This is a genomic window from Streptomyces sp. DH-12, assembly GCF_002899455.1.
GTDB lineage: Bacteria > Actinomycetota > Actinomycetes > Streptomycetales > Streptomycetaceae > Streptomyces.
The window spans coordinates 3,481,395-3,503,481 of sequence record NZ_PPFB01000001.1 but is presented as its reverse complement, the minus strand read 5'-3'; the positions used below and the strand labels follow the sequence as shown (position 1 = coordinate 3,503,481).

Genomic DNA, 22,087 nt, shown 5'->3' with positions numbered 1-22,087 from the left:
CCGCCCCTACATTGGGGAGTGAGCACGCAACGACGAAGAGTCACCGGAAGGGGAAGCCGGTGGCCGTCGAGTGCGGAAGGTTCAGGTGTGTCATGGCTGCAGCTGGCGAGAGGCCTCTGAACGAGGTTCAGTTCCTTACCGTGGCGGAAGTCGCCTCGGTGATGCGAGTGTCGAAGATGACCGTGTACCGCCTGGTGCACAGCGGTCATCTGCCCGCGATCCGGGTGGGGCGGTCCTTCCGCGTCCCGGAGCAAGCGGTACACGAGTACCTCCGCGAGAGCTACGTGGGGGTGGACACGGCCTGACGGCGGTCCGGGAGGGTCCGTACCGGGCACTCATGGACCCTCCCGGTCACCTCGATTACGACCTCAGCGCTCGGGCGGGTAGGCTAGCCCCTCGTAGGTCGTGTGGGCCCATGGCGCCCAAACACCGAGTGATGAGAAGTGAGCGAGGGTAGTCGTGGGCTCTGTTATCAAGAAGCGGCGCAAGCGGATGGCCAAGAAGAAGCACCGCAAGCTGCTCAAGCGCACGCGCGTCCAGCGTCGCAACAAGAAGTAAGCGACAGCGCGAGAGCGTGTCCAGTGGCCCCCCACCGCGATTCGGTGGGGGGCCACTGCCCTTTGGTGCGTGCGGTGCGTGCGGTGTGTCCGGTGGTACGTCCCGGGGATGTTGTCACGTGACGTGTCCGCTCGGCATCGCACGGCGACGGGTACCCGATAGGTTGGCCGTCGGCAGCAGGGTGAGAGAAAGGCGCTGATCTTGGGGAAGGTCGTGCTGGTGACCGGGGTGGCCCGGCAGCTGGGGGGCCGTTTCGTGCGGCGGATCCAGCGGGATCCCGAGGTGGACCGGGTGGTCGCCGTGGACGCGGTGCGGCCCGAGCACCACCTGGGCGGCGCCGATTTCGTCCAGGCGGACATCCGGCAGCCCACGATCGCGCGGGTGCTGGCCGAGTCGGGCGCCGACACGGTCGTCCACCTCGACGTGACGGGCACGCCGCTGGGCAGCGGCGGCCGGGCGTCGCTGAAGGAGACCAACGTCATCGGCACCATGCAGTTGCTGGGCGCCTGTCAGAAGGCCCCGAACGTCAAGCGGCTGGTGGTGAAGTCCAGCACCAACGTCTACGGTTCGGCGTCGCGCGACCCGGCGGTGTTCACCGAGTCGACGCCGCCCAAGTCGCTGCCCAGCGGCGGCTTCGCGAAGGACACGGTGGAGGTCGAGGGCTATGTGCGCGGGTTCGCCCGGCGCCGCCCGGACGTCGCCGTGTGCGTGCTGAGGTTCGCCAACATCCTGGGCCCGGCCGCCGACACCCCGCTCGCGTCGTACTTCGCGCTGCCGGTGCTGCCGACGGTGTTCGGCTACGACCCGCGGCTGCAGTTCGTGCACGAGGACGACGTGGTGGAGGTGCTGCGGATCGGCGCGCACGAGCCGCGGCGTGGCACGCTCAACAGCGGGACGTTCAACATCGCGGGGGACGGTGTGCTGCTGCTGTCGCAGTGCTCGCGGCGCCTGGGCAGGCCGACGGTGCCGCTGCTGCTTCCCGCGGTCACCTGGGCGGGCTCGCTGATGCGTACGCTGGGGATGTCGGACTTCTCGCCCGAGCAGATCCGGCTCCTGACACACGGGCGGGTGGTGGCGACGGACCAGATGCGTCAGACGCTGGGGTTCACCCCCACGTACTCGACTGCTGAAACGTTTGCGGACTTCGTGCGCAGCCGCGGGCCCGGGCTGCTGCCGCCGGAGACCGTCGCGAGGGCCGTCGACCGGATCGCCGCGCTGCCCGTGCCGGGCAGCGGCCACGCGCCGGCGCACGGCGCCGACTGAGGAGCGCAGCAACGATGGCGGACGCCAAGGTCATCCCGTTCGACGACGACCACCGCTCCCGCGGGAGTGCCGCGTCGCGCCGCCGTGGTGCGGCCGGCCGGCGCCAGGGCGCGGCGCGGCCTTCCGCGGCGGTGGGGCAGGTCCAGCCCCTGCCCGGGGCGGAGCCGGTGCGGGAGGATGATCCCGTGACCGGTGAAGGAGAGCAGCCGCGTGAGCCCGCGGCGGACCGCGAGGGCGGTGACGGCGGCCTGGAGCAGCGGATCGCGAGCGGGCTGGCGTTCCTGCGCCGCCGGCTCACCGGGGACTACGAGGTCGACGACTTCGGGTACGACGAGGAGCTCACCGACCAGGTCCTGATGTCGCTGCTGCGCCCGATGTACGAGAAGTACTTCCGGGTCGAGGTGAAGGGCGTGGAGAACATCCCGTCCGAGGGCGGTGCGCTGATCGTCGCCAACCACTCGGGGACGCTTCCGGTGGACGGGCTGATGATGCAGGTCGCCGTGCACGACCATCATCCGGCCGAGCGGCATCTGCGGCTGCTCGCGGCGGACCTGGTGTTCGTGCTGCCGGTGGTGAACGAGCTGGCGCGGAAGCTGGGGCACACGCTGGCCTGCGCGGAGGACGCCGAACGGCTGCTGGCACAGGGCGAGTTGGTCGGGGTGATGCCGGAGGGCTTCAAGGGCATCGGGAAGCCGTTCTCGGAGCGGTACAAGCTGCAGCGGTTCGGGCGGGGCGGGTTCGTGTCGACGGCGCTGCGGCACAGGGTGCCGATCGTGCCGTGCTCGATCGTCGGGGCGGAGGAGATCTACCCGATGATCGGCAACGCGAAGACGCTGGCGCGGCTGCTGGGCTTCCCGTACTTCCCGCTGACGCCGACGTTCCCCTGGCTGGGGCCGCTGGGGGCGATTCCGCTGCCGACGAAGTGGACGATCCAGTTCGGGGAGCCGATCCCGACGGACGGGTATCCGCTGGAGGCGGCGGAGGACCCGATGCTGATGTTCAACCTGACCGACCAGGTGAGGGAGCAGATCCAGCACACGCTGTACAAGCTGCTGGTGCAGCGCCGGTCGGTGTTCTTCTAGACCGCCATGCGTACGGGGGCGCCCCTGCTGCGAGGGGCGCCCCCGGTGCTACTCCCGGTCCTGCGCCTCGATGCCCAGGCCCGGGAGGAGCCCGGGCAGGAGAGGCGGGAGGGTGACGTCGGGGGCGGGAGGCCGGGTGGCGGAGCCCGTGGGCGGCGGCGTGCTGCTCTGGCCGCTCTCCTGGGGCGGGTCGAGGAGACCGCCGGTGTTGCCGCCGAGCAGGCCGTCCTTCTCGCGCTCGGTGTCGGCGGAGCCGGTCGGCGCCGCGCTGTCCGCCTCGCCCGTGCCGGAGCCGTCCCGTTCGGTGCCGGGCGACTGCGAGGGTTCGGCCGTGGACGGGGTGTCGGACGCCGGGGCGGAGTCGCCGCGCCGCTTCCCGTCGCCCGCCTCGTCGTTCGGTGGCTGGGGCAGCAGGGACCGCAGCGGGGCGACGTCTTCGTCTATGGCGTCGAACACCGACGTGACCTGCTCACTGACGTCGCCGAGCTGCACGGGGAGCCGGTCGCGCAGACTGCCCCAGGTGTCGCGGTGGGCCTGGGAGAAGGAGGAGAGCGCCTGCATGGGGCCGAGGGAGTCCGGGTCGCGCTCGTAGGCCTCGCGGAGCAGCCGGTGGCCCTCCGCGGCGTCGTGCCGCATGCCGGACAGGGCGCGACGGATCTCGTTGAGGGATTCGTGGTCGAGGTCGCCGGCGCGGTCGCGCTCCATCAGCCGGCGGGCCTCGCTCAGCCGGGTGGAGGCGTGGTCGAGGTAGACCTGTCCGCGCTCGGTGTCGTCGTCGGCGAGGGTGAGCTTGACGTCCTCGATGCCGCGCTTGAGTCCGTAGAGGGAGTCGCCGGGGAGGGCGTCGGAGCTGGCGACGGCGACTCCGCCGAGGGCGCCGGCGGCGACGCCGACGGTGAGCCCGCCCGCGGTGAGTCCTTTGGCCAGCCTCGATCGTGGCCAGAGCCTGCCCAGCGGGGTCGCGCGGTGGGCGCCCTTGGTACGGCGCGAGCGCTGTCCGGGGACGGTCCGGTCCGTCGCCTCGCCTGCGGCGGTGCCCTCCTGGAGCATGGCCTCGAACGCGGCCACCAGCTGGGCCCGCTGGACGACCTTCACCTCCGGGTCGAGTTCCGGCCGGGGCAGCGCGCCCAGACCGGAGGCCAGCGTGAGCAGCTGGTCCTGTTCGGTCTCGGCGGTGTCCGGGGCCGGTGCCGGTCCTTCGGTTCGCTCGGCCGCCGTGCCCCGGTCGGACTGCTCCTCCAGGGCCTGGGCGAAGGCGTTCGCCCGCCGGTGCGCCGATACGTTCGCGATCACTGGCGGCACCTCCTCTCGTCATGACGGTCGACTCCCCAGGGGGTCCTGAGGGTTCCCCGGCCCGGCCGACGCCACACGATCGGGTGAGCGGAGCCGGTCAGGGGGTGACCACAGGGAGCCTGTATCCCGCACAACGACGGGCGCGGCACTTGGGTTACGGACACCGGTGACCCGGTTGAGGATTCCCGCCGCGTCTCACGGAGGGTCAGCGGGCGTCGTCCGGGAGGAGCCGGGCGAGGGTGCGGACGGCCCGGTACTGGAGGGTCTTGATGGCGCCCTCGTTCTTGCCCATGACGCGGGCCGTCTCGGCGACGGACAGGCCGTGGAGGAATCGGAGCGTGACGCACTCCTGCTGTTGGGGGTTGAGCCGACGTACGGCTTCGAGGAGGGCGGCGTTGGACAGGGACTCGAGTACGGAATCCTCGGGGGAGCGCTCGACCTCGTTGGCGTCGAGCATCTCCCCGGTGGTGACCTCGAGGCGGAAGCGGCTGGACTTGAAGTGGTCGGCGACGAGGTTGCGGGCGATGGTCACCAGCCAGGCGCCGAAGTCGCGGCCCTGCCAGGTGAAGGTGCCGATGCGGCGCAGCGCCCGCAGAAAGGTCTCGCTGGTGAGGTCCTCGGCGGTCGCCTTGCCGCCGACGCGGTAGTAGATGTAGCGGTAGACGGTGTCGCTGTACTGGTCGTAGAGCCGTCCGAAGGCCTCCGCCTCGCCGGCCTGGGCGCGCTCCACGAGGTCCATCATCCGGGCGCTGTCGCTGTCGGCGGCGGGACGGCGGGCAGCGGGAGCGCCGGACGGACGTCCTCGTCTGCCGACCGCGGCCGTCCCCTCGGCGAGGGCGTAGCACGGGCCGGCGGGGACGGCGGCGAATGCGGGGACGGCGTGCGCGGGGGGGACGATTCCGCGCAACATGTCTCGGGCTGTCGCGACTGTCGCGCGCAGCGTAGCCAGGCCCGAGGCGTCAACCCCGACGTGTGGGTACACGGGACTCCCAGAGGCAGAGCTTCCATCACGTGCAGTGCGGGGCCGTTCACCCGTCGTGGCGAAGCGGTGGTCCCGGAATGCGTCTGAGGAGAATAACGCTTCGTACAGGCTCTGCTACGCCGAGTTGCTCAAATCGTCGGTTACGTCGCTTCGGTAACCGATTGACGCCTGTTCAGGCATGAGGAGCTGACCGGTTGATGACCGGAAGCTTTCGTATTCCGTTTGGTCCGGGGCGAGTTGTGGCCGTGTGCAGCCAACAGGACTGCTCGGGACGGGTGCGGGGTACGGCAGTGGGTTCGGGCGTGTCGCGGTCCGGCCCGCGGCCGCGGGCGCGCCCGTGCGACGGCCGCAGGGGCGTCAGCGGCGCTTGCGGTGCAGGGCGATGGCGGCGGCCGTGCCCCCGGCCACCGCGCCCACGCCGGCCGCCGCCGGGATGCCGACCTTGGCCGCCTTGCGGCCGGTGCGGTAGTCGCGCAGCCGCCAGTCCATCTGGCGCGCGTGCTTGCGGAGCTTGGAGTCCGGGTTGATCGCGTAGGGGTGGCCCACCAGCGACAGCATCGGGATGTCGTTGTGGGAGTCGCTGTAGGCGGCGCACCGGCCGAGGTCCAGTCCCTCTGCGAGCGCCAGCGCGCGGACCGCCTCCGCCTTCGCGGGGCCGTGCAGCGGCTCGCCCACGAGTTTGCCCGTGTACACGCCGTCGACCGACTCGGCGACGGTGCCCAGGGCGCCGGTCAGGCCGAGCCGGCGGGCGATCACCGTGGCGATCTCCACGGGGGCGGCGGTGACCAGCCACACCCGCTGGCCCGCGTCGAGGTGCGCCTGGGCCAGCGCCCGGGTGCCGGGCCAGATCCGCTCGGCCATGTACTCGTCGTAGATCTCCTCGCCGATGGACTGCAGCTCGGCGACGCGATGGCCCTGGACGATGGAGAGCGCCGAGTCGCGCGCCTCCTGCATGTGCTCGGGGTCCTCGACGCCGGCCAGCCGGAACCACGCCTGCTGCCAGGCGAACCGGGCGAGCTCGCGGGTGTCGAAGAACTTCCGCTTGTACAGGCCCCGCCCGAAGTGGAACAGGGCGGCGCCCTGCATCACGGTGTTGTCCAGGTCGAAGAAGGCGGCGGCCCGTTCGTCACCGTGGACCGGGAACGCGGGTTCGCGTTCGGAAACGTGCAGGGTGGACTTGCGGGCTGCCTCCGCCGAGGCCTCGCCTGCCAACACGCTCCGCGCCGTGGCGGAGCGCCTACGGGGAGTGAGCCATCCGAGAGCGGCCATGGCGTGAGCATAGCCAGTGCGCGGACCCGTTCCGGAGCCGAGAGGTTGGCACGTCGTGAACTCCGTGTGTCACGGACGGTGCCCCGGCTTTGTCCTGCGCGGGACAATGGGCCGTATGAGCCCTCTCTTCCGCCGTGCCGCGCCCCCGCGGGACCGGCTCGTGACGTTGATCCGCAAGCCCGGCTGCCATCTGTGCGACGACGCGCAGGTGGTGGTGGAGAAGGTGTGCGCCGAGCTCGGCGTGCCGTGGGAGGGGAAGGACATCACGGAGGACCGGGAGCTGCACGACCGGTACTGGGAGCAGATCCCCGTGGTGCTCGTCGACGGACGGCAGCACACCTTCTGGCGCGTGGACGAGGACCGCCTCCGCAAGGCGCTGGGCGACTGACCGGCCAGTTCAATCTGGCGGGAATTCGCTTAGGATCGATGGCGGTCTGGTCTCGGGGGCGGGATTCACAGAGGAGAGTGGGTGCTTTGCCCCTAGAAGCCAAGGAGCGCCGCTGCGGGTGCGCCGGTTCCGTCCGTGTGCGCCGGGGGCGCGTGACCCCGGTCACGTTGGCCGGGCAAATCGGACACAATCTTTGTGCACGCGTTCACAAAGGCATAGCCTGCATGCGACGGGGCGGTCCGGGGACGTATGACCGCCTGAAGCCCCGCTCTACCCGCAGGAGCACCGTGGCAACTGGCCGAACTCACCGACCGGCGACCCGTAGCCGAGGAATTCCCGAGGCCACCGTCGCCCGGCTTCCGCTGTACCTCCGCGCCCTGACCGCGCTCTCCGAGCGCTCGGTGCCCACGGTCTCCTCGGAGGAGCTGGCGGCCGCCGCGGGTGTCAACTCCGCGAAGCTGCGCAAGGACTTCTCCTACTTGGGTTCCTACGGCACCCGGGGCGTCGGTTACGACGTCGAGTATCTCGTGTACCAGATCTCCCGCGAACTCGGCCTCACCCAGGACTGGCCGGTTGTGATCGTAGGAATCGGCAACCTCGGCGCCGCCCTGGCCAACTACGGAGGGTTCGCCTCCCGCGGTTTCCGGGTCGCCGCGCTGATCGACGCCGACCCCGCGATGGCCGGGAAGCCCGTCGCCGGCATCCCGGTGCAGCACACCGACGAGCTCGAGGCGATCATCCGGGACAACGGCGTGTCCATCGGCGTCATCGCCACCCCGGCCGGCGCCGCCCAGCAGGTCTGCGACCGGCTCGTGGCCGCCGGAGTCACCTCCATCCTGAACTTCGCGCCGACCGTGCTGACCGTTCCGGACGGCGTCGACGTGCGCAAGGTGGACCTCTCCATCGAGCTGCAGATCCTCGCCTTCCACGAGCAGCGCAAGGCCGGTGAGGAGGCCGCCGCCGAGGTGACCACCGCGCAGGCCGCCGGCGCCGCCGACACCGCCGTCGCCGCCCAGCGCGAGGGCTCCACCGACCAGGGACCCGACGGGGACGTACCCGCCGTGATGCCGGCATGAGCCTCCTCGTCGTCGGACTGAGCCACCGCAGCGCCCCGGTCAGCGTGCTGGAGCGGGCGTCGCTGAGCGCGGAGGCGCAGACCAAGCTGCTGCAGGACACGGTCGCCACGGAGCCCGCCTCCGAGGGCGCGGTCCTCGCCACCTGCAACCGCATCGAGCTGTACGCCGACGTGGACAAGTTCCACGCCGGTGTCGCCGAGCTGTCCACGCTGCTCGCCCAGCACAGCGGGGTCGGCCTGGAGGAGCTCACTCCTTATCTCTATGTGCACTACGAGGACCGGGCCGTGCACCACCTGTTCTCGGTGGCCTGCGGACTGGACTCGATGGTCGTGGGCGAGGGGCAGATCCTCGGCCAGATCAAGGACTCGCTGGCCCGCGCGCAGGAGACGCACACCGCGGGACGGCTGCTGAACGACCTGTTCCAGCAGGCGCTGCGGGTCGGCAAGCGCGCCCACTCCGAGACCGGCATCGACCGCGCCGGGCAGTCCCTGGTCACCTTCGGCCTGGAGCAGCTCGCGCTCGGCGCCCCCGTCGAGTCCTGGGTCCGGGGCAAGAAGGCCCTCGTCATAGGCGCGGGCTCGATGTCCTCGCTGTCCGCGGCCACGCTCGCGCGCGCCGGGGTCGCCGAGGTCGTCGTCGCCAACCGCACGCCCGACCGCGCCGAGCGACTGGTGCGGATCCTCACCGAGGGTGACGACACGGACGTGACGGCCCGCGCGGTCCCGATGACATCGGTGCCGTTCGAGCTGACACGTGCGGACGTGGTCGTCTCCTGCACGGGCGCGACCGGCCTGGTGCTGACCGCCGAGACGGTGGCCGCGGGCGTCGAGGGCCGGGTCGGCGGGGCGTCGGTCGTCGACCTCGACGCCGTCGCCGAGGAGGACGCCCGCGAGGACGCCCCGGCCGCGCAGCCGCAGGCCTCCGCCGAGGACGGCTGCCCGGTGGACCTGCCCACGGTGCGGCCCGGCTTCTCCGTGATGGGGGAGGCGGCCGTCGCCGGGATGGACGCGGCCACGCTGGAGCAGCACGGCGCGTGGGCGGCGGGCTCCGCCGTCGACCGCCGGGACGCCGCCCGCGGCGGCGCCGGGCCGGAGGCGGACGCCGAGGTCATCGGCGCGCTCGCCGCGACCGCGTCCGCGATCGGCCGCATCCCCGAGCGGCGGCGGCCCGAGCCGGTGGAGGAGCCGCGGCGCCCCGAGCCCGTGCTCTTCCTGCTGGACCTCGCCATGCCGCGGGACGTCGACGCGGCGGCGCACCGCCTGCCCGGCGTGCGGCTGGTGGACATCGAATCGCTCGCGGAGGCGTCCGCGGACGCTCCGATGGCTGCCGATGTGGACCAGGTCCGGCGTATCGTCTCCGACGAGGTCGCCGCGTTCGGGGCGGCACAGCGGGCGGCGCACATCACGCCGACCGTCGTCGCCCTGCGGACCATGGCGGCCGACGTGGTGGCCGGTGAGATGGCCCGCCTGGAGGGGCGGCTCCCCGGCCTGGACGACAAGCACCGCGCGGAGATCACCCAGACCGTGCGACGGGTGGTCGACAAGCTGCTGCACGCCCCGACGGTCCGGGTCAAGCAGCTCGCGGCCGAGCCCGGCGGCGCCGGGTACGCGGACGCGCTGCGCACCCTGTTCGACCTCGACCCCGAGACGGTGGCCTCCGTCTCCCGCGCCGAGGAAAGCACCGAGAAGAACGCAGAGAACCGAGGGCCGGGATGACTGAGAAGGCACTGAGGCTGGGCACCAGGCGGAGCAAGCTCGCCATGGCCCAGTCCGGGCAGGTGGCGGATGCCGTGAGCCAGGTGACCGGACGGCCCGTCGAGCTCGTCGAGATCACCACGTACGGCGACGTCTCGCGCGAGCACCTCGCGCAGATCGGCGGCACGGGCGTCTTCGTCGCCGCCCTGCGGGAGGCGCTGGCGCGCGGCGAGGTGGACTTCGCGGTGCACTCCCTGAAGGACCTGCCGACCACGCAGCCCGACGAGCTGGTCGTGGCGGCGATCCCGGTGCGGGAGGACCCGCGGGACGTGCTCATCGCCCGGGACGCGCTGAAGCTCACCGACCTGCCGGCCGGGGCGCGCGTCGGCACCGGTTCGCCGCGCCGCATGGCGCAGCTGAACGCGTACGCGCGCAGCCGCGGCATGGAGATCGAGACGGTCCCGATCCGGGGCAACGTCGACACCCGCATCGGGTACGTCACCAAGGGCGACCTGGACGCGGTCGTGCTGGCGGCCGCGGGGCTCAACCGGGTCGGCCGCAGCGACGAGGTGACCGACTTCCTGTCGGTCGACACGATTCTGCCCGCCCCCGGCCAGGGGGCACTGGCGGTCGAGACCACCGCGGACAACGCGGACCTCATCGCCGCGCTCGCCGAGCTCGACGACCCGTTCACGCGGGTCGCCGTGACGGCCGAGCGGTCACTGCTCGCCGCTCTGGAGGCCGGCTGCAGCGCACCCGTGGGGGCGCTGGCCGACCTTCCCCCCCTCTCGGCTCCGCTCGAGCGGGGGGACTCCCGGACCGACGGGCAGACTGTCAAGGAAATGCGCCTGCGGGGCGTCGTCGGCTCGACCGACGGCTCCACGCTGGTGCAGTTGTCCACCACCGGTCCCGTGCCCGAGACGCACGAGGCGGCGATGGCGCTCGGTCGCGAACTCGCCACCGAGATGCTGGCGCAGGGCGCGGCCGGTCTGATGGGGGAGCGAGCACTTTGAGCCCCACCACTCTTCCCGCCCCTCCGGAACAAGGGCACGTCACCTTCCTCGGTGCCGGACCCGGGGATCCGGGACTGCTGACCCTGCGCGCCGTGGAGGCCCTGGCGAACGCGGACGTCCTCGTCGCCGAGCACGACGTGCTCGCCGTCGTGCGGACGCACGCCAGGCAGGGCGTCGCCGAGGTGCACACGGACGCGGACACGACTGCGTCGTCCACGCCGGGCCTGGGCACGCCCCAGCTGACGGTCGTTGACGGCGCGTCAACAACCGCCGCTGTCCCTGCGAATAGGGATGCCGCACATCTTGTCATGGAGGCCGCGCGGGGCGGCAAGCGGGTCGTCCGTGCGGTGTCCGGCGACCCCGGCCTTGACGCGTACGCCGCCGAGGAGATGCTGGCGTGCGCCTCGGCCGGGGTGCCGTTCGAGGTCGTGCCCGGTGTCGCCACCGCGGTCGGTGTGCCCGCGTACGCCGGTGTGCCGCTGCGGGACGCGCAGGGCACCGACGTGCGGTTCGTCGACGCGCGGACGGCGTCCGACCGGTGCTGGACGGAGGTCGGCGCCTCGGACGGCACGGTGGTCGTCTCCGCCACGCTGGACTCGGTGGCCGCCGCCGCGGGCGAACTGGTGTCCGCCGGACGAAAGCCCGACACCCCCCTGACGGTGACCGTCGCGGGCACCACCACCCGGCAGCGCACCTGGACGGCGACGCTCGGCACGATCGCGCAGACGCTGAAGCAGACCAAGGCGCTGCCCTCCCCGGAGGGCGGCCGGCCGGTGATAGCCGTGGTCGGTGAGCGTTCCGCCGCCGCCCAGCGGGACCGGCTGGCGTGGTTCGAGTCCAAGCCGCTGTTCGGCTGGAAGGTGCTCGTGCCGCGCACGAAGGAGCAGGCGGCGTCGCTCTCCGACCAGCTGCGGTCCTACGGGGCCGTGCCGCACGAGGTGCCGACCATCGCGGTCGAGCCGCCGCGCACGCCCCAGCAGATGGAACGTGCCGTCAAGGGCCTGGTCACCGGCCGCTACGAGTGGATCGCCTTCACCTCGGTCAACGCGGTCAAGGCGGTGCGCGAGAAGTTCGAGGAGTACGGGCTCGACGCCCGCGCCTTCGCCGGGATCAAGGTCGCGGCGGTGGGCGAGCAGACGGCCAACGCCCTGATCGACTTCGGGGTGCGGCCGGACCTGGTGCCGAGCGGCGAGCAGTCGGCCCGCGGGCTGGTGGAGGACTGGCCGCCGTACGACCCGGTCTTCGACCCGATCGACCGCGTCTTCCTGCCGCGCGCCGACATCGCCACCGAGACGCTGGTCGCGGGGCTCATCGAGCTGGGCTGGGAGGTCGACGACGTCACGGCCTACCGCACCGTGCGGGCCTCGCCCCCGCCGGCGGAGACCCGTGAGGCGATCAAGGGCGGCGGCTTCGACGCGGTGCTGTTCACCTCGTCGTCGACGGTCCGGAACCTGGTCGGCATCGCGGGCAAGCCGCACAACGTGACGGTGATCGCCTGCATCGGCCCGGCCACGGCGAAGACGGCCGAGGAGCACGGGCTGCGCGTGGACGTGATGGCTCCCGAGCCGTCGGTCCACAAGCTGGCGGAGGCCCTCGCGGACTTCGGCGCGCGGCGCCGGCTGGCGGCGCTGGAGGCGGGTGACCCGGTCACCCGGCCCAGCGAGCGGCGTCCGGGGGCGCGGAGGCGTCGGTCGACGACGTGAGGTGACGCGCGGTTCTGACGGCGGGGCGTGCTTTCGGGCACGCCCCGCCGTCGTGCGCGCGGGGGTCCTGTCAGGCCGTGGGCCACTCCAGCACGGTCAGCTCCGGCCACCGTCGCCGCCGGCGCGCGGTCTTCGCCTCGTGCACGGCGCGCGGCGTGAGGACCGGGTTCGGCCGTACGACGAGCCCGAACACGTCGGACAGCCCGTGCGGAGCGCAGACGCGTCACCGGCCGCCGGGATCCAGGCGCACGCCCGGGCAGCAGGTGGTCGCGGCGAAGCTGTCGATCGCCGCTCCGGTGGAGGTGCACGGGGCGCACGGGACGCCGAACTTCTGCTGGTACCGGAGGTGGACGCGGGTCTCGTTGCGGATCTCGGCCCCGGCGGGAGGTCCGCGAAGACCTCGGCCGCGGCCCGGATCACCCCGTCCTCCGCCTCCCAGGACAGGCCGCGGTCGTCGAAGCGGAAGACGTCGTAGTCCTTGAGGCCCTCGGCGGGCGGTCTGCCCGTGACGGCGTTCCACACGGCCGGGAAGAGACAGCCTGCCGTCAGGTGCCAGCCGGGCACCTCCAGCAGCGTTCCGTCGCGGTCGCGTGCCCTTGCCGGGATCAACGCGGAGTGGACGGGCCAGGTCACCCGGACGGCGTCCGGACAGTTCAGCCGCCCTGGCCCGCGCTGCCGATCGGGCCGACCTTCACCTTCGTGCCGGAGCCGTCCGTGACGGGCAGCGTGGCGGCCGGCCAGTCGAGGGTGACCGACTTCGTCTCGTTGGGCGGAGTCACCACCAGGCTCGTGACGCGGACGCCGGAGCCGCCCGAGTCGTTGACCGGGTGGACGACGGCGAAGGACACCGCCTCGCCGTCCTTGAGGACGACCGAGGGGGCCGCCTCGCCGGTGCGTTCGGCGGACAGCGTGCCCGCGTCGGTCCTCAGGTCGACGCCCGCGTAACCGGTGAGGGTGCAGTCACGGCCGCCGCCGTTGGTGAACTCCACCGCGACGGTGCCCTCGGTGTCGCCGTCGATGGTGACGTTTGTCGCGGTGACCTCCAGTTCGTCGGTGCGGCAGTCGTCGGCCTTGCCGCCCTCGTCGGCGCCGGTTCCGGCGACCGCCGTGCCCTCCTGGGACTGGTCCGTGTCGCCGTCGCCGTTCGCGGAGGGGGCGGCGGGGGACGAGGCGGCCGGGCCGGGGTCCGCGGCGACGTCCTCCTCGTTCTGGCAGGCGGTCAGCGAGAGACCCGCGACGACGGCCAGGGCGGCGATGGTGAGCTTGTTGACGCGCATGGTGTCTTCCTCGGTGTCGGTGCCGGTCTTCGTGACGGGCCGTCGGTGCGGCCGTTCCGCACCACAAGACCCGCTCCGTCCGCTCGCCGTTTCATCCGGCGCCCCACCCGGACACGCCTGTGACGAACGGATGCATGCGCGGTGACATCCGTACCGGGCTCGGCACGGACACCGGTGTGCCGCGGAGCGGAGCCCGGAGGCACGGGATTCGGCGGGCCGGCGGGCGGGGCTGCGGGAGTTGGAGGCGCACGGGTGTCTGCGGCGGGTCCGTGAGCACACGGAGGACGGGCGGCTGGTGACGCGGACGGACGTCCACCGCACACCGCTGGACGTCCGGGGCGCGGGCCGCCCCCCTCGCCCGCACCCCTTCCGGGACTGTGACGACGGTTGTGAACGGGTCTTCCGCGGCCCGGAGCCAGGTCCCTGCCGCGACTGCCGCGACGAGCGGGCGGGAGCGGGCGGGGCGGCGAGCGCGGCCTGAACCGAACCGGCACGCGAGGGCGGGCGCGTCGTCCCGCTCGGCGGGCGCCGGCGCGGTCAGCGGCAGAGGGCGTCGACGGACGCGGTGAAGTCCGGGAACTCGGCGCGGGCCTCGGCGATGATCGTGCGGGCCGGGCGGCGGGGTGTGGTGGCGTGGCGGGCGGCGAGGCCGGGGAGGGCGCCTTCGGGGCGCGGGGAGTGGTCGTCGTGGAGGACCGACTCCAGGGGGCCGATGCCCTCCGCCAGCACCCACAGGAAGTCGGGGAGGCTGCCGGCGACGACGCCCGTCTCGCCCTCCGAGCCGAGGAAGACCACGGGCTGCTCGGTGAGGGGGCGGCCCGGGCGTATCCGCCAGAGGGCCGCGAGGCCGCCGGTGCCGTCCTGGCCGAACACGCGGAAGGCGTCGCCGTCCAGCTCCGGGTTCCCGGTCCACTGGCGCAGCCAGTCGGTGGTCTCCCCGGTCGAGCAGAAGGTCTCGTAGGGCTCGAAGTCGATGCCCTCGCCGTCGGCGTAGTCGATGGGCGTGCGGGCCAGTTCGGCCAGGGCGGGCGGGAGGCGGCGGTCGTCGCCGGAGGTGTCGGTCATGCGCGGCACCGTAGCCGCGCACACCGACAGCCGGGGGCAGGACTGGGTGACCGGGCGCATGGCCCGGCCCTCCGTGGGCTGCCGGCCGGTGACGCGCTGGCCGTCGTCGGCCCGGAGGAACCCCTCGGCCGGCATCGCCAGGCCGACCGGTTCCTCCGCCTCACCGCCGGGGCTGCCGAGGGTGGGGGTCATGAACGTCACCTCGTAGGTGTCCCGGTCGCCGCCGGCCGCCGGTACGCCCGCGTACGCCGTGCCGCCGGGGACGAGGGCAAGGGGCCGTCGGTCTCCGTGCCCTCCATGACCGGGAGGGGCCCTGCGCGCCCCCGAGCATGATCTCGGGGGCGTTCCGGACCTCGCACCCCTTGTCGCTCGCGTCGGCGGCGGTGATGAGGAGGCAGCGGGCCGGCTCGCCCTTCCCGTCGTGGTTCGACGCGGTGGAGGAGAGGTCCTTCATCGCGCAGGGGCTCGGGTCCGTGGGGGCGGTTCCCGATCACCGAAGGACCCGTCGCCAAGTCACCGGCGCCGTGACCTGGGCGCGACCGTCAGGGGCCGGGTGCGGTTCACGTACGGGCGGGAGGCGACCGTGACGCACACGGAGAGCGCCGCCAGGGCCGTGATCGTCACGGTGGGGGAGAGGAACTGCGCCGTGCCGCCGGCCACCGCCGCGCCGATGCCCTGCCAGGTCATGCGGCCCGCCGACTCCACGCCCTGCACCTGGCCGCGCACCTGCTCGGGCGTGAGAGCGAGCAAGTGCTCCTGGAGGGGGAGCGTGGCGGCGAAGCCCGCGCTTGCCAGGAACACCGCGACCGCCGCCACGGCGGTCGGCGGGTGCAGCGCGAAGAGGAGGTACGGCGCCGCGAGCAGCAGCCGCAGGGGGAACGCGCAGCGGCGTCGCCACGAGGCGCTCAGCAGCCGGCCGACGGTCAGGTCGCCGAGGAGCATGCCGGCGGACGCGGCGGCCAGCAGGATCCCTGCGTCCTCCTGGGCGTAGGGGATGAAGAGGGCCTCGCAGCCGACGATCAGGCCGTTGGGCACCCACAGGTTGAGGAGCAGGGCGCGCGGTCCTGAGCGGGAGAGGAGTGCGGCGTTGGTCGTCCACGTCTCGCGCAGGCCGGGGCGGCGGGGCGGGCGGACGGAGCGTTCCCGTACGGTCGCGGCCGTCACGGCGAGCGCGGCCGCGGTGAGGGCCGCCGCCGCGAGGAACACGCCCTGCGGGGTGAGGTGGCGCAGCAGGACCGCGCCGAGCGCGAAGCCGAGGACGGAGGTGCCGCCCGCGGTGATGTTCATCAGCGAGCGCGCCGGGACGTACGCGGAGGCGGGCACCATCTCGGCGAGCAGGCCCATGCGCGTCCCGGTGTTGAGGGACTGGAAGAAGCCGAGCAGGAGGAGCAGGGCGAAGCGGGCGGCGAGCGGCATGCCCGGGACCGCCTGTGCGCAGGCGCCGGCGAGGGCGACGGCCTGGAGCGCGACCAGGGTGCGGCGCGGGCGGCTGCCGTCCGCGACCGACATCAGCGTGGTCGCGCCGAGGACGGTCGCGAAGGTCGCGCCGTACATGCTCACGGCGGTGAGGAACGGCGAGCCGGTCGCCCGGTCGACGAGCGTGCCGAGCGCGAAGCCGGAGAGGGTGCTCGCGCCGACGGTGAGCGTGAAACCGGCGTACAGGCCGGCGAACTCGCGGTTGCGGAGCAGCGCGCGGTAACCGGGCTGGGGATCAGGGGCGTTGGTGGCGTCGGAAGGCATGAAAAAAGCCTTTGGGCTGCCCTGTCGGGGGTGCGCCAAAGGCTGACCGAGGGATCATAGCGGGTCCGGGGCGGCTGCCGGACCCGGTTCTCAGATCAGGCCGACCGACACCAGACCGCCCGTCGCGGCGACCGTGGCGGCGAGACCGCGCAGGCCCGGGGTGACGGCCGTACGGCCGCCTCGGGTGGACAGCCGCAGCACGGCGTTCGCGGTGAACGCGGGGAGCAGCACGCCGAACACCGCGACGGTGGCGAGCGCTTCGAGGGTCGGTTCGACCGACGCCGTGAGGGCGCCGACCGCCATGGACGCGGCGGCGATCCCGTACAGCGCCGCCGGTACGAAGGTGAGGTCCTCCCGCGCCTGCGGGGCAGGACCGCGTCCCTCGGCGTGGTTCCAGTGGCGGCGTTCGGTGCCGACCCGCGCCGCCACCATGACGACCACCTCGACCGCCAGGACGATCACGGCGATGTGCTCGACCGACACGGCGTTCCCCTGTTCCCTGCCGTTGCTGCTCCGCCCGTGCTCCGTGCTCCTGCTTCCGACCGTACGGACGCCTGGCGTCCGGGTGAAGCAACTTGAGGGAGCTCAGAGCCTCTTGGGCGGAAGACCCGTCGGGTTCAGGCCAGGGTGCGCAGCGCCGTGCCGAGCAGGGCCACGCCCTCGGCGAGCGTGCCGGGCGGGTCGGCGGCGTACCCGAGGACCAGGCCGGGGCGGCCGGGGAGCTGGCGGTGCCAGGAGAGGGGGTGGCACTTGACGCCCAGGGCCAGTGCGGCGGCGGCCAGTTCGGTGTCGGGGACGTCCGGCGCGTAGGTGACCGTCAGGTGCAGGCCCGCCGCCGCGCCGTGGACGACCGCGCCCGGGAGGTGGGCGTGGACGGCGGCGATCACCGCGTCCCGGCGGCGGACGTGCCGGGCGCGCAGCAGCCGCAGGTGCCGCTCCAGGTGGCCCGTCTCCATCAGCCGGGCGAGGACGAGCTGCGGCAGCACCGCGCTGCCCAGGTCGGTGAAGCGTTTCGCGTCGGTCAGCGCCTCCAGGTGCCGCCGGGGCGGGAGCAGCCAGCCGATGCGCAGGGCGGGGGCGAGCAGTTTGGAGACGCTGCCCATGTAGCAGAGGCGGTCGGTCAGCAGGGAGCGCAGCGCGGGGACCGGCGGGCGGTCGTAGCGGTGCTCCGCGTCGTAGTCGTCCTCCAGGATCAGCCCGCCGTCCGCCGCCCACCGCAGCAGTTCGCGGCGGCGCTCCCCGCTGGTCACGACGCCGGTCGGGAACTGGTGCGCCGGGGTGAGCAGCACCGCCGGGGCGCCGGTGGCGCGCAGCGCCGTGACGTCCGGGCCGTGCGCGTCGACCGGGACGGGCGGGGTGGCGAGGCCGCCGTGCGCCAGGTGCTGGCGGGTGCCGAGCGAGCCGGGCTCCTCCACCGCGACGGCCGTCATGCCGTCCGCGCGCAGCACCGGGTGCAGCAGGGTGAGGGCCTGGGCGATGCCCGCGACGATCAGGATGCCGTCCGGTTCGACCGCGATGCCGCGGCTGCGGGCCAGCCGGTCGGCGACGGCGCGGCGCAGCCGGGGAGCGCCGCGCGGGTCCCCGTATCCCAGGTCGGCGCTGGACAGTTCGGCGAGCACGGCCCGTTCGGCGCGCAGCCACGCCGTGCGGGGGAAGGCGGACAGGTCGGGGCGGCCGGGGGTGAGGTCGATCCGGGCGTCGGCGGCGCGCAGCGCGTCGAAGGCGCGGGCGTCGGGGGATCCGGTGAACGGCGTGACGGGTGCGGGCCGCCGGGCGCGGGGCGGCAGGGGAGGCGGGGGCGCCGCGACCACGACCGTGCCGCCGCGCCGGCGCCCCTCGACGTGGCCGTCCTCCGCGAGCCTGCGGTACGCCTCGGTGACCACGCCCCGCGAGACGCGGAGGTCGGCGGCGAGCAGCCGGGTGGCCGGGAGCCTGCTGCCGACGGTCAGCCGGCGGTCGGTGATCGCCTCCCGCACCTGCCGCGCGAGCCAGTCCGCCTTGCCGTCCCCGGGCACGTCGTCCGCCCGCAGCTGGAGGAAGTCCGAGCCGTGCGCCGTCCCGCTGCTGTCCGTCACCGCACTCATGGTGCCACGCACCGCTACGGCACCCGTGTCGTGCCGTCGAGCGTGAACTCCGGTGCCTCGGGGGTGAGCAGGGCGGACGCCGGCGTGACCGGCCAGTGCGCGGCCAGCTCCTCGGCGAGGGTCTCCAGGGTCCGCGCGACGGTGTCCGTGCCGCCCTCGTGCAGCGCCTCCGTCACCACGAGGATCCGGCGGGTGCTCCCGCTCACCGCCGAGTGGCCGCTCTGCCGGCTGGTCCAGCGGCGGGCGTGCGCGCGTCCGGCGGAGTCGGCGTACGTCACCTCGCCGGGGGCCGGGTGCTCGGTGCGGCCGTCGAAGGCCGTGTACTCCTCGTCGCCGTGGGCGGGCCGCACCTCGAGCAGCGGGCCCGTGACGCGGTCGGCGTCGAGCACCGCGATCGGCACGGCGTACGCGACGGAGACCGCGTTGCACAGGTCGACGACCGGGTGGATGCGCGGGAGCGCGCCCTCCTTGCGCAGGCGGCGCAGCAGGGACTCGGAGGCGCAGCGGTACTGCGTCGGACGCAGTCCCATGCGGGCGAACGCCCGCCGCCACGCCAGCACTTCGGGGAACCGGCTCTCGGGGGCGCCGGCGAGCCGGGCGAGGGCGCGGGCGGTGTACGCCGCCACCCGCGGACCCGTGTCCGCCGTGCCGTCGACGCCCGCGGCGTGGAGCGCGCCCGCCGCCAGGCCCGGGTGGGCGGACCGGATCGCGTCCGCGTGCCGGAGGATCATCACGCCACCGCCATCCGGACGCTCAGACCGACGAAGCCGGCGGTGAAGACGGCCCGGAGCCCGGTGGTGATCCGGGGACGGGCCAGCAGCCGGTCCCGCACGGCCGCCGCGCACACGCCGTACACGGCGAAGACCACGAAGGTCAGGGCCATGAAGACCGCGCCGAGCCGCAGCATCAGGCCGAGCGAGTCGCCGGAGCCGGCCGGGACGAACTGCGGGAGGAACGCGACGAAGAACAGCGTCGGCTTCGGGTTCAGCACGTTGATCAGCACGGCGGTCGTGATCACGCGGAGCGCGGGGCGCGGCTCGGACTCCGGCCGGACGGTGAACGCCTCCTTGTCGCGCAGCATCGCCCACGCCATGTACAGCAGATACGCGACGCCCGCGTACTTCACCACCGCGTAGGCGACCGGGCTGGAGTGGAGCAGGCCGGCGAGGCCGGTGACGGACGCCAGCAGGTGCGGCACGACGGCGATCGTGCAGCCGAAGGCGGCCACCAGGCCCGCGCGCCGGCCGTGGGACAGGCCGGCGGCGAGCGTGTAGACCACGCCGGTGCCAGGGGTGACCACCACGGCCAGGGCGGCCAGCAGGAACGCGAGACTCAAGGGAACCTCCGGGATCGTCGGTCCCCCCAGCCTGGTGGCGGCATGGTCCGGTGGACAGAGCCAAAGAGGGACGGCCGGACAGGTCCACAAGCGGCGTTCAGCGGTGCTGTCGTCCGGGAGGAGGCCTCCGGGCCGTCCGGCGTGAGGGTGTGGCCGCTGCCGGGGCCGGGACCGCGCGGACGTCCGCGGCCTCAGGGCCTCCGCGCCGGGGAGGGGGCCGACTGGGCGTCGGCAAAGGCACGGGCGGGGCGGGCGTAGCGTAGGCGGTATGACGACGTACGGATCCTTCCCCGGCACGCGCCCGCGGCGTCTGCGCACCTCCCCGGTCATGCGGCGCATGGTCGCCGAGACCCGGCTGCACCCCGCCGACCTCATCCTCCCGGCCTTCGTGCGCGAGGGCGTCGCGGAGCCGGTGCCGATCTCGGCGATGCCGGGGGTCGTGCAGCACACCCGCGACAGCCTGAAGAAGGCCGCCGCCGAGGCCGTCGCCGCCGGGATCTCCGGGATCATGCTGTTCGGCGTGCCGGAGGAGTCCAAGAAGGACGCCGTGGGCTCGGCGGGCACCGACCCGGACGGCATCCTCCAGGTCGCCCTGCGCGACGTCCGCGCGGAGGTCGGCGACGACCTGCTCGTCATGTCCGACCTGTGCCTCGACGAGTTCACCGACCACGGCCACTGCGGCGTCCTCGACGACAAGGGCCGCGTGGACAACGACGCCACCCTCGAGCGGTACGCCGAGATGGCGCAGGTGCAGGCCGACGCGGGCGCCCACGTGGTCGGTCCGAGCGGGATGATGGACGGGCAGATCGGCGTCATCCGCAACGCCCTCGACCAGATCGGCCGGGACGACGTCGCGATCCTCGCCTACACCGCCAAGTACGCCTCCGCCTTCTACGGCCCCTTCCGGGAGGCCGTCGGCTCCTCGCTCCAGGGCGACCGCCGCACCTACCAGCAGGACCCGGCCAACCTCCGCGAGTCGATGCGCGAGCTGGAGCTCGACCTGGAGGAGGGCGCCGACATGGTCATGGTCAAGCCGGCCGGCCCGTACCTCGACGTCCTCGCCAAGGTCGCGGACGCGGTGGACGTGCCGGTGGCGGCGTACCAGATCTCCGGTGAGTACGCGATGATCGAGGCCGCCGCCGAGAAGGGCTGGATCGACCGCGACAAGGCGATCATCGAGTCCCTGACCGGAATCCGCCGGGCCGGCGCCCGCAACATCCTCACCTACTGGGCCACCGAGGTCGCCCGCACCCTGCGCTGACCTCCGGGGGACCCGGATCCACGACCACCGCAGGACGGGCGGGTCCACCTGGCGCCGCAGGTGAACCCGCCCGTTCCGTCCGTCCTGGCCGCCGCCCGGCTCAGTAGGCGAGCGCGTCGTCCCTCGAGGACTGCCAGTACGTCACCGTCAGGCTGCTGTCGTAGTACACGCCCTCGGCCGGCAGGGACGGGATCGCGGCGGGACCGCCGTCGCTGAGCGGGGCGCGGCCCTGGAAGCCGACGGCGAGCTTCCGGCCGGTGGTGCCGGCCGTGCCGCTGCCGTCGGCGGCCGACAGGACGACCCCGGCGTACGCCGACTCACCCGGCTGCAGGGTGACCACGGCCTGCGGCTGGGAGTCCTCGATCGGCTGCGGCACCCACTGCATCTCGTCGAACCGCAGCACCGGGTGGTAGGTCAGGTGGCAGTTCTGCGAGCCGGTGTTCTCGACCGTGATCAGCATGTGGTTCACGGGGCGGGAGACCGGCTCGGCGGTGACGGAGGTGTTCGAGCCGTTGCAGGAGCGGAAGGCCGCGGAGCCGTCGCCGGAACCGGCCGACCGGGAGTCCTTCCCGCCGTTCTCCCCGTTCGTGGACGTGCCGGCCTGAGCGCCCTGGCCGTCGCCGCTCCCGGCCGAGCCCGTGCCGCCGCCCGAGGAGCCGTTGCCCGCGGTGCCGGCGGACGACCCCGCGGGGCTGTCCGCGGGGGCCGAGCCGGCCGGACCCGAGGCGGACGCGCCCTCGTCGCGGGTGCCGGTGCCGTCCTGGCAGGCGGTCAGGGCGAGCGAGGCGACGGCGGCACCGGCGGCGGCGAGCAGGCGGAGGCGGGAGGCGCGCATGGCGGATTCCTTGTCGTCAAAAGGGACTTGGTCCAGCCGCCCCACCGATCGGCGGGAGCGGCGTGCTTGGATGACCAGAGCGTGCGGTGTGATCCGTCCCGGCCGCCACAGTCGGTGGGCGATCCGGGACGCTGAAACGCTCACACCGCTCTGACCTGGGAGAACGTC

The 22,087-nt window shown here is 73.5% G+C and carries 21 protein-coding genes and 1 pseudogene; 10 read left to right on the top strand and 12 right to left on the bottom strand.

All coding sequences use genetic code 11. From position 1 onward, the window contains the following. Nucleotides 1-92: 92 nt before the first annotated feature. The 4 genes from C1708_RS14535 to C1708_RS14520 all read left to right on the top strand — a co-directional run bounded on the left by C1708_RS14535 (nucleotide 93) and on the right by C1708_RS14520 (nucleotide 2,903). Nucleotides 93-305 carry a helix-turn-helix domain-containing protein gene (locus C1708_RS14535; RefSeq protein ID WP_157842153.1) on the top strand — a complete coding sequence of 71 codons (213 nt, stop codon included), beginning with the start codon at nucleotides 93-95 and terminating at the stop codon, nucleotides 303-305. Between the two features lie 154 nt (nucleotides 306-459). Continuing rightward, entirely contained in the window at nucleotides 460-558 is a 99-nt protein-coding gene (locus tag C1708_RS14530; RefSeq protein WP_003948845.1) for a 30S ribosomal protein bS22, read from the top strand. A 201-nt stretch (nucleotides 559-759) separates the two neighbouring features. Then, nucleotides 760-1,821: an NAD-dependent epimerase/dehydratase family protein gene (locus C1708_RS14525; RefSeq protein WP_106413077.1), complete on the top strand. Its 1,062-nt coding sequence runs from the start codon at nucleotides 760-762 to the stop codon at nucleotides 1,819-1,821. A 14-nt stretch (nucleotides 1,822-1,835) separates the two neighbouring features. Next, the gene (locus C1708_RS14520) at nucleotides 1,836-2,903 is read left to right on the top strand and encodes a lysophospholipid acyltransferase family protein (protein WP_106413076.1); all 1,068 of its coding nucleotides are present in this window, start codon (nucleotides 1,836-1,838) and stop codon (nucleotides 2,901-2,903) included. 48 nt (nucleotides 2,904-2,951) lie between these two features. Here C1708_RS14520 and C1708_RS14515 read toward each other — a convergent pair whose 3' ends face one another. The 3 genes from C1708_RS14515 to C1708_RS14505 form a co-directional block, all read right to left on the bottom strand. Further along, nucleotides 2,952-4,196 (bottom strand): DUF5667 domain-containing protein, encoded by a 1,245-nt coding sequence (locus C1708_RS14515; protein WP_106413075.1) that lies wholly within the window; start codon nucleotides 4,194-4,196, stop codon nucleotides 2,952-2,954. A gap of 205 nt (nucleotides 4,197-4,401) precedes the next feature. Next, a complete protein-coding gene (locus C1708_RS14510; RefSeq protein ID WP_106413074.1) occupies nucleotides 4,402-5,178 on the bottom strand; it encodes an ECF subfamily RNA polymerase sigma factor, BldN family in 777 nt (258 codons plus the stop codon). A 357-nt stretch (nucleotides 5,179-5,535) separates the two neighbouring features. Next, on the bottom strand, nucleotides 5,536-6,447 hold the full coding sequence (locus C1708_RS14505; protein ID WP_106413073.1) for an HAD family hydrolase: 912 nt from the start codon (nucleotides 6,445-6,447) through the stop codon (nucleotides 5,536-5,538). A 115-nt stretch (nucleotides 6,448-6,562) separates the two neighbouring features. Here C1708_RS14505 and C1708_RS14500 point away from each other — a divergent pair, with 115 nt between their 5' ends. The 5 genes from C1708_RS14500 (at nucleotide 6,563) to C1708_RS14480 (ending at nucleotide 12,321) form a co-directional block, all read left to right on the top strand. Continuing rightward, entirely contained in the window at nucleotides 6,563-6,835 is a 273-nt protein-coding gene (locus C1708_RS14500; protein WP_198602499.1) for a glutaredoxin family protein, read from the top strand. A gap of 287 nt (nucleotides 6,836-7,122) precedes the next feature. Beyond that, on the top strand, nucleotides 7,123-7,911 hold the full coding sequence (locus C1708_RS14495; protein ID WP_106413071.1) for a redox-sensing transcriptional repressor Rex: 789 nt from the start codon (nucleotides 7,123-7,125) through the stop codon (nucleotides 7,909-7,911). Beyond that, a complete protein-coding gene (locus C1708_RS14490) occupies nucleotides 7,908-9,626 on the top strand; it encodes a glutamyl-tRNA reductase (RefSeq protein WP_106413070.1) in 1,719 nt (572 codons plus the stop codon). The genes C1708_RS14495 and C1708_RS14490 overlap by 4 nt, the downstream gene beginning before the upstream one ends. Then, the gene (gene hemC / locus C1708_RS14485; protein ID WP_106413069.1) at nucleotides 9,623-10,618 is read left to right on the top strand and encodes a hydroxymethylbilane synthase; all 996 of its coding nucleotides are present in this window, start codon (nucleotides 9,623-9,625) and stop codon (nucleotides 10,616-10,618) included. The genes C1708_RS14490 and hemC overlap by 4 nt, the downstream gene beginning before the upstream one ends. After that, nucleotides 10,615-12,321, top strand: a complete 1,707-nt coding sequence (locus C1708_RS14480) for a bifunctional uroporphyrinogen-III C-methyltransferase/uroporphyrinogen-III synthase (RefSeq protein ID WP_106413068.1) — start codon at nucleotides 10,615-10,617, stop codon at nucleotides 12,319-12,321. The genes hemC and C1708_RS14480 overlap by 4 nt, the downstream gene beginning before the upstream one ends. Nucleotides 12,322-12,391: 70 nt before the next feature. Here C1708_RS14480 and C1708_RS14475 read toward each other — a convergent pair. The 8 genes and pseudogenes from C1708_RS14475 to C1708_RS14435 all read right to left on the bottom strand — a co-directional run bounded on the left by C1708_RS14475 (nucleotide 12,392) and on the right by C1708_RS14435 (nucleotide 19,823). After that, nucleotides 12,392-12,930, bottom strand: a pseudogene (locus C1708_RS14475) (nucleotidyltransferase family protein). A 44-nt stretch (nucleotides 12,931-12,974) separates the two neighbouring features. Then, complete coding sequence (locus C1708_RS14470; protein ID WP_106413067.1) at nucleotides 12,975-13,598, bottom strand: DUF4232 domain-containing protein; 624 nt, start codon at nucleotides 13,596-13,598, stop codon at nucleotides 12,975-12,977. Between the two features lie 537 nt (nucleotides 13,599-14,135). After that, nucleotides 14,136-14,663 carry an SMI1/KNR4 family protein gene (locus C1708_RS14460; protein WP_106416304.1) on the bottom strand — a complete coding sequence of 176 codons (528 nt, stop codon included), beginning with the start codon at nucleotides 14,661-14,663 and terminating at the stop codon, nucleotides 14,136-14,138. Nucleotides 14,664-15,176: 513 nt separating this feature from the next. Continuing rightward, nucleotides 15,177-16,403 carry an MFS transporter gene (locus C1708_RS14455; protein ID WP_106413066.1) on the bottom strand — a complete coding sequence of 409 codons (1,227 nt, stop codon included), beginning with the start codon at nucleotides 16,401-16,403 and terminating at the stop codon, nucleotides 15,177-15,179. 90 nt (nucleotides 16,404-16,493) lie between these two features. Beyond that, a complete protein-coding gene (locus tag C1708_RS14450; RefSeq protein ID WP_106413065.1) occupies nucleotides 16,494-16,886 on the bottom strand; it encodes a hypothetical protein in 393 nt (130 codons plus the stop codon). Between the two features lie 134 nt (nucleotides 16,887-17,020). Further along, a complete protein-coding gene (gene pdxR / locus C1708_RS14445; RefSeq protein WP_106416303.1) occupies nucleotides 17,021-18,487 on the bottom strand; it encodes a MocR-like pyridoxine biosynthesis transcription factor PdxR in 1,467 nt (488 codons plus the stop codon). Nucleotides 18,488-18,501: 14 nt separating this feature from the next. After that, entirely contained in the window at nucleotides 18,502-19,218 is a 717-nt protein-coding gene (locus C1708_RS14440) for a B3/B4 domain-containing protein (protein WP_106413064.1), read from the bottom strand. After that, on the bottom strand, nucleotides 19,218-19,823 hold the full coding sequence (locus C1708_RS14435) for a LysE family translocator (protein ID WP_106413063.1): 606 nt from the start codon (nucleotides 19,821-19,823) through the stop codon (nucleotides 19,218-19,220). The genes C1708_RS14440 and C1708_RS14435 overlap by 1 nt, the downstream gene beginning before the upstream one ends. A gap of 268 nt (nucleotides 19,824-20,091) precedes the next feature. Here C1708_RS14435 and hemB point away from each other — a divergent pair, with 268 nt between their 5' ends. Continuing rightward, on the top strand, nucleotides 20,092-21,084 hold the full coding sequence (gene hemB, locus C1708_RS14430; RefSeq protein WP_106413062.1) for a porphobilinogen synthase: 993 nt from the start codon (nucleotides 20,092-20,094) through the stop codon (nucleotides 21,082-21,084). A 100-nt stretch (nucleotides 21,085-21,184) separates the two neighbouring features. Here hemB and C1708_RS14425 read toward each other — a convergent pair whose 3' ends face one another. After that, a complete protein-coding gene (locus C1708_RS14425; RefSeq protein WP_106413061.1) occupies nucleotides 21,185-21,919 on the bottom strand; it encodes a DUF4232 domain-containing protein in 735 nt (244 codons plus the stop codon). Nucleotides 21,920-22,087: the final 168 nt, after the last annotated feature.

Bases quoted from the DNA above. Each gene is read 5' to 3' on its own strand.
- C1708_RS14535 (WP_157842153.1), top strand. From the start codon at position 93: ATGGCTGCAGCTGGCGAGAGGCCTCTGAACGAGGTTCAGTTCCTTACC.
- C1708_RS14520 (WP_106413076.1), top strand. From the start codon at position 1,836: ATGGCGGACGCCAAGGTCATCCCGTTCGACGACGACCACCGCTCCCGC.
- C1708_RS14505 (WP_106413073.1), bottom strand. From the start codon at position 6,447: ATGGCCGCTCTCGGATGGCTCACTCCCCGTAGGCGCTCCGCCACGGCG.
- C1708_RS14500 (WP_198602499.1), top strand. From the start codon at position 6,563: ATGAGCCCTCTCTTCCGCCGTGCCGCGCCCCCGCGGGACCGGCTCGTG.
- C1708_RS14490 (WP_106413070.1), top strand. From the start codon at position 7,908: ATGAGCCTCCTCGTCGTCGGACTGAGCCACCGCAGCGCCCCGGTCAGC.
- hemC (WP_106413069.1), top strand. From the start codon at position 9,623: ATGACTGAGAAGGCACTGAGGCTGGGCACCAGGCGGAGCAAGCTCGCC.
- C1708_RS14470 (WP_106413067.1), bottom strand. From the start codon at position 13,598: ATGCGCGTCAACAAGCTCACCATCGCCGCCCTGGCCGTCGTCGCGGGT.
- C1708_RS14460 (WP_106416304.1), bottom strand. From the start codon at position 14,663: ATGACCGACACCTCCGGCGACGACCGCCGCCTCCCGCCCGCCCTGGCC.
- C1708_RS14455 (WP_106413066.1), bottom strand. From the start codon at position 16,403: ATGCCTTCCGACGCCACCAACGCCCCTGATCCCCAGCCCGGTTACCGC.
- pdxR (WP_106416303.1), bottom strand. From the start codon at position 18,487: ATGAGTGCGGTGACGGACAGCAGCGGGACGGCGCACGGCTCGGACTTC.
- C1708_RS14440 (WP_106413064.1), bottom strand. From the start codon at position 19,218: ATGATCCTCCGGCACGCGGACGCGATCCGGTCCGCCCACCCGGGCCTG.
- hemB (WP_106413062.1), top strand. From the start codon at position 20,092: ATGACGACGTACGGATCCTTCCCCGGCACGCGCCCGCGGCGTCTGCGC.
- C1708_RS14425 (WP_106413061.1), bottom strand. From the start codon at position 21,919: ATGCGCGCCTCCCGCCTCCGCCTGCTCGCCGCCGCCGGTGCCGCCGTC.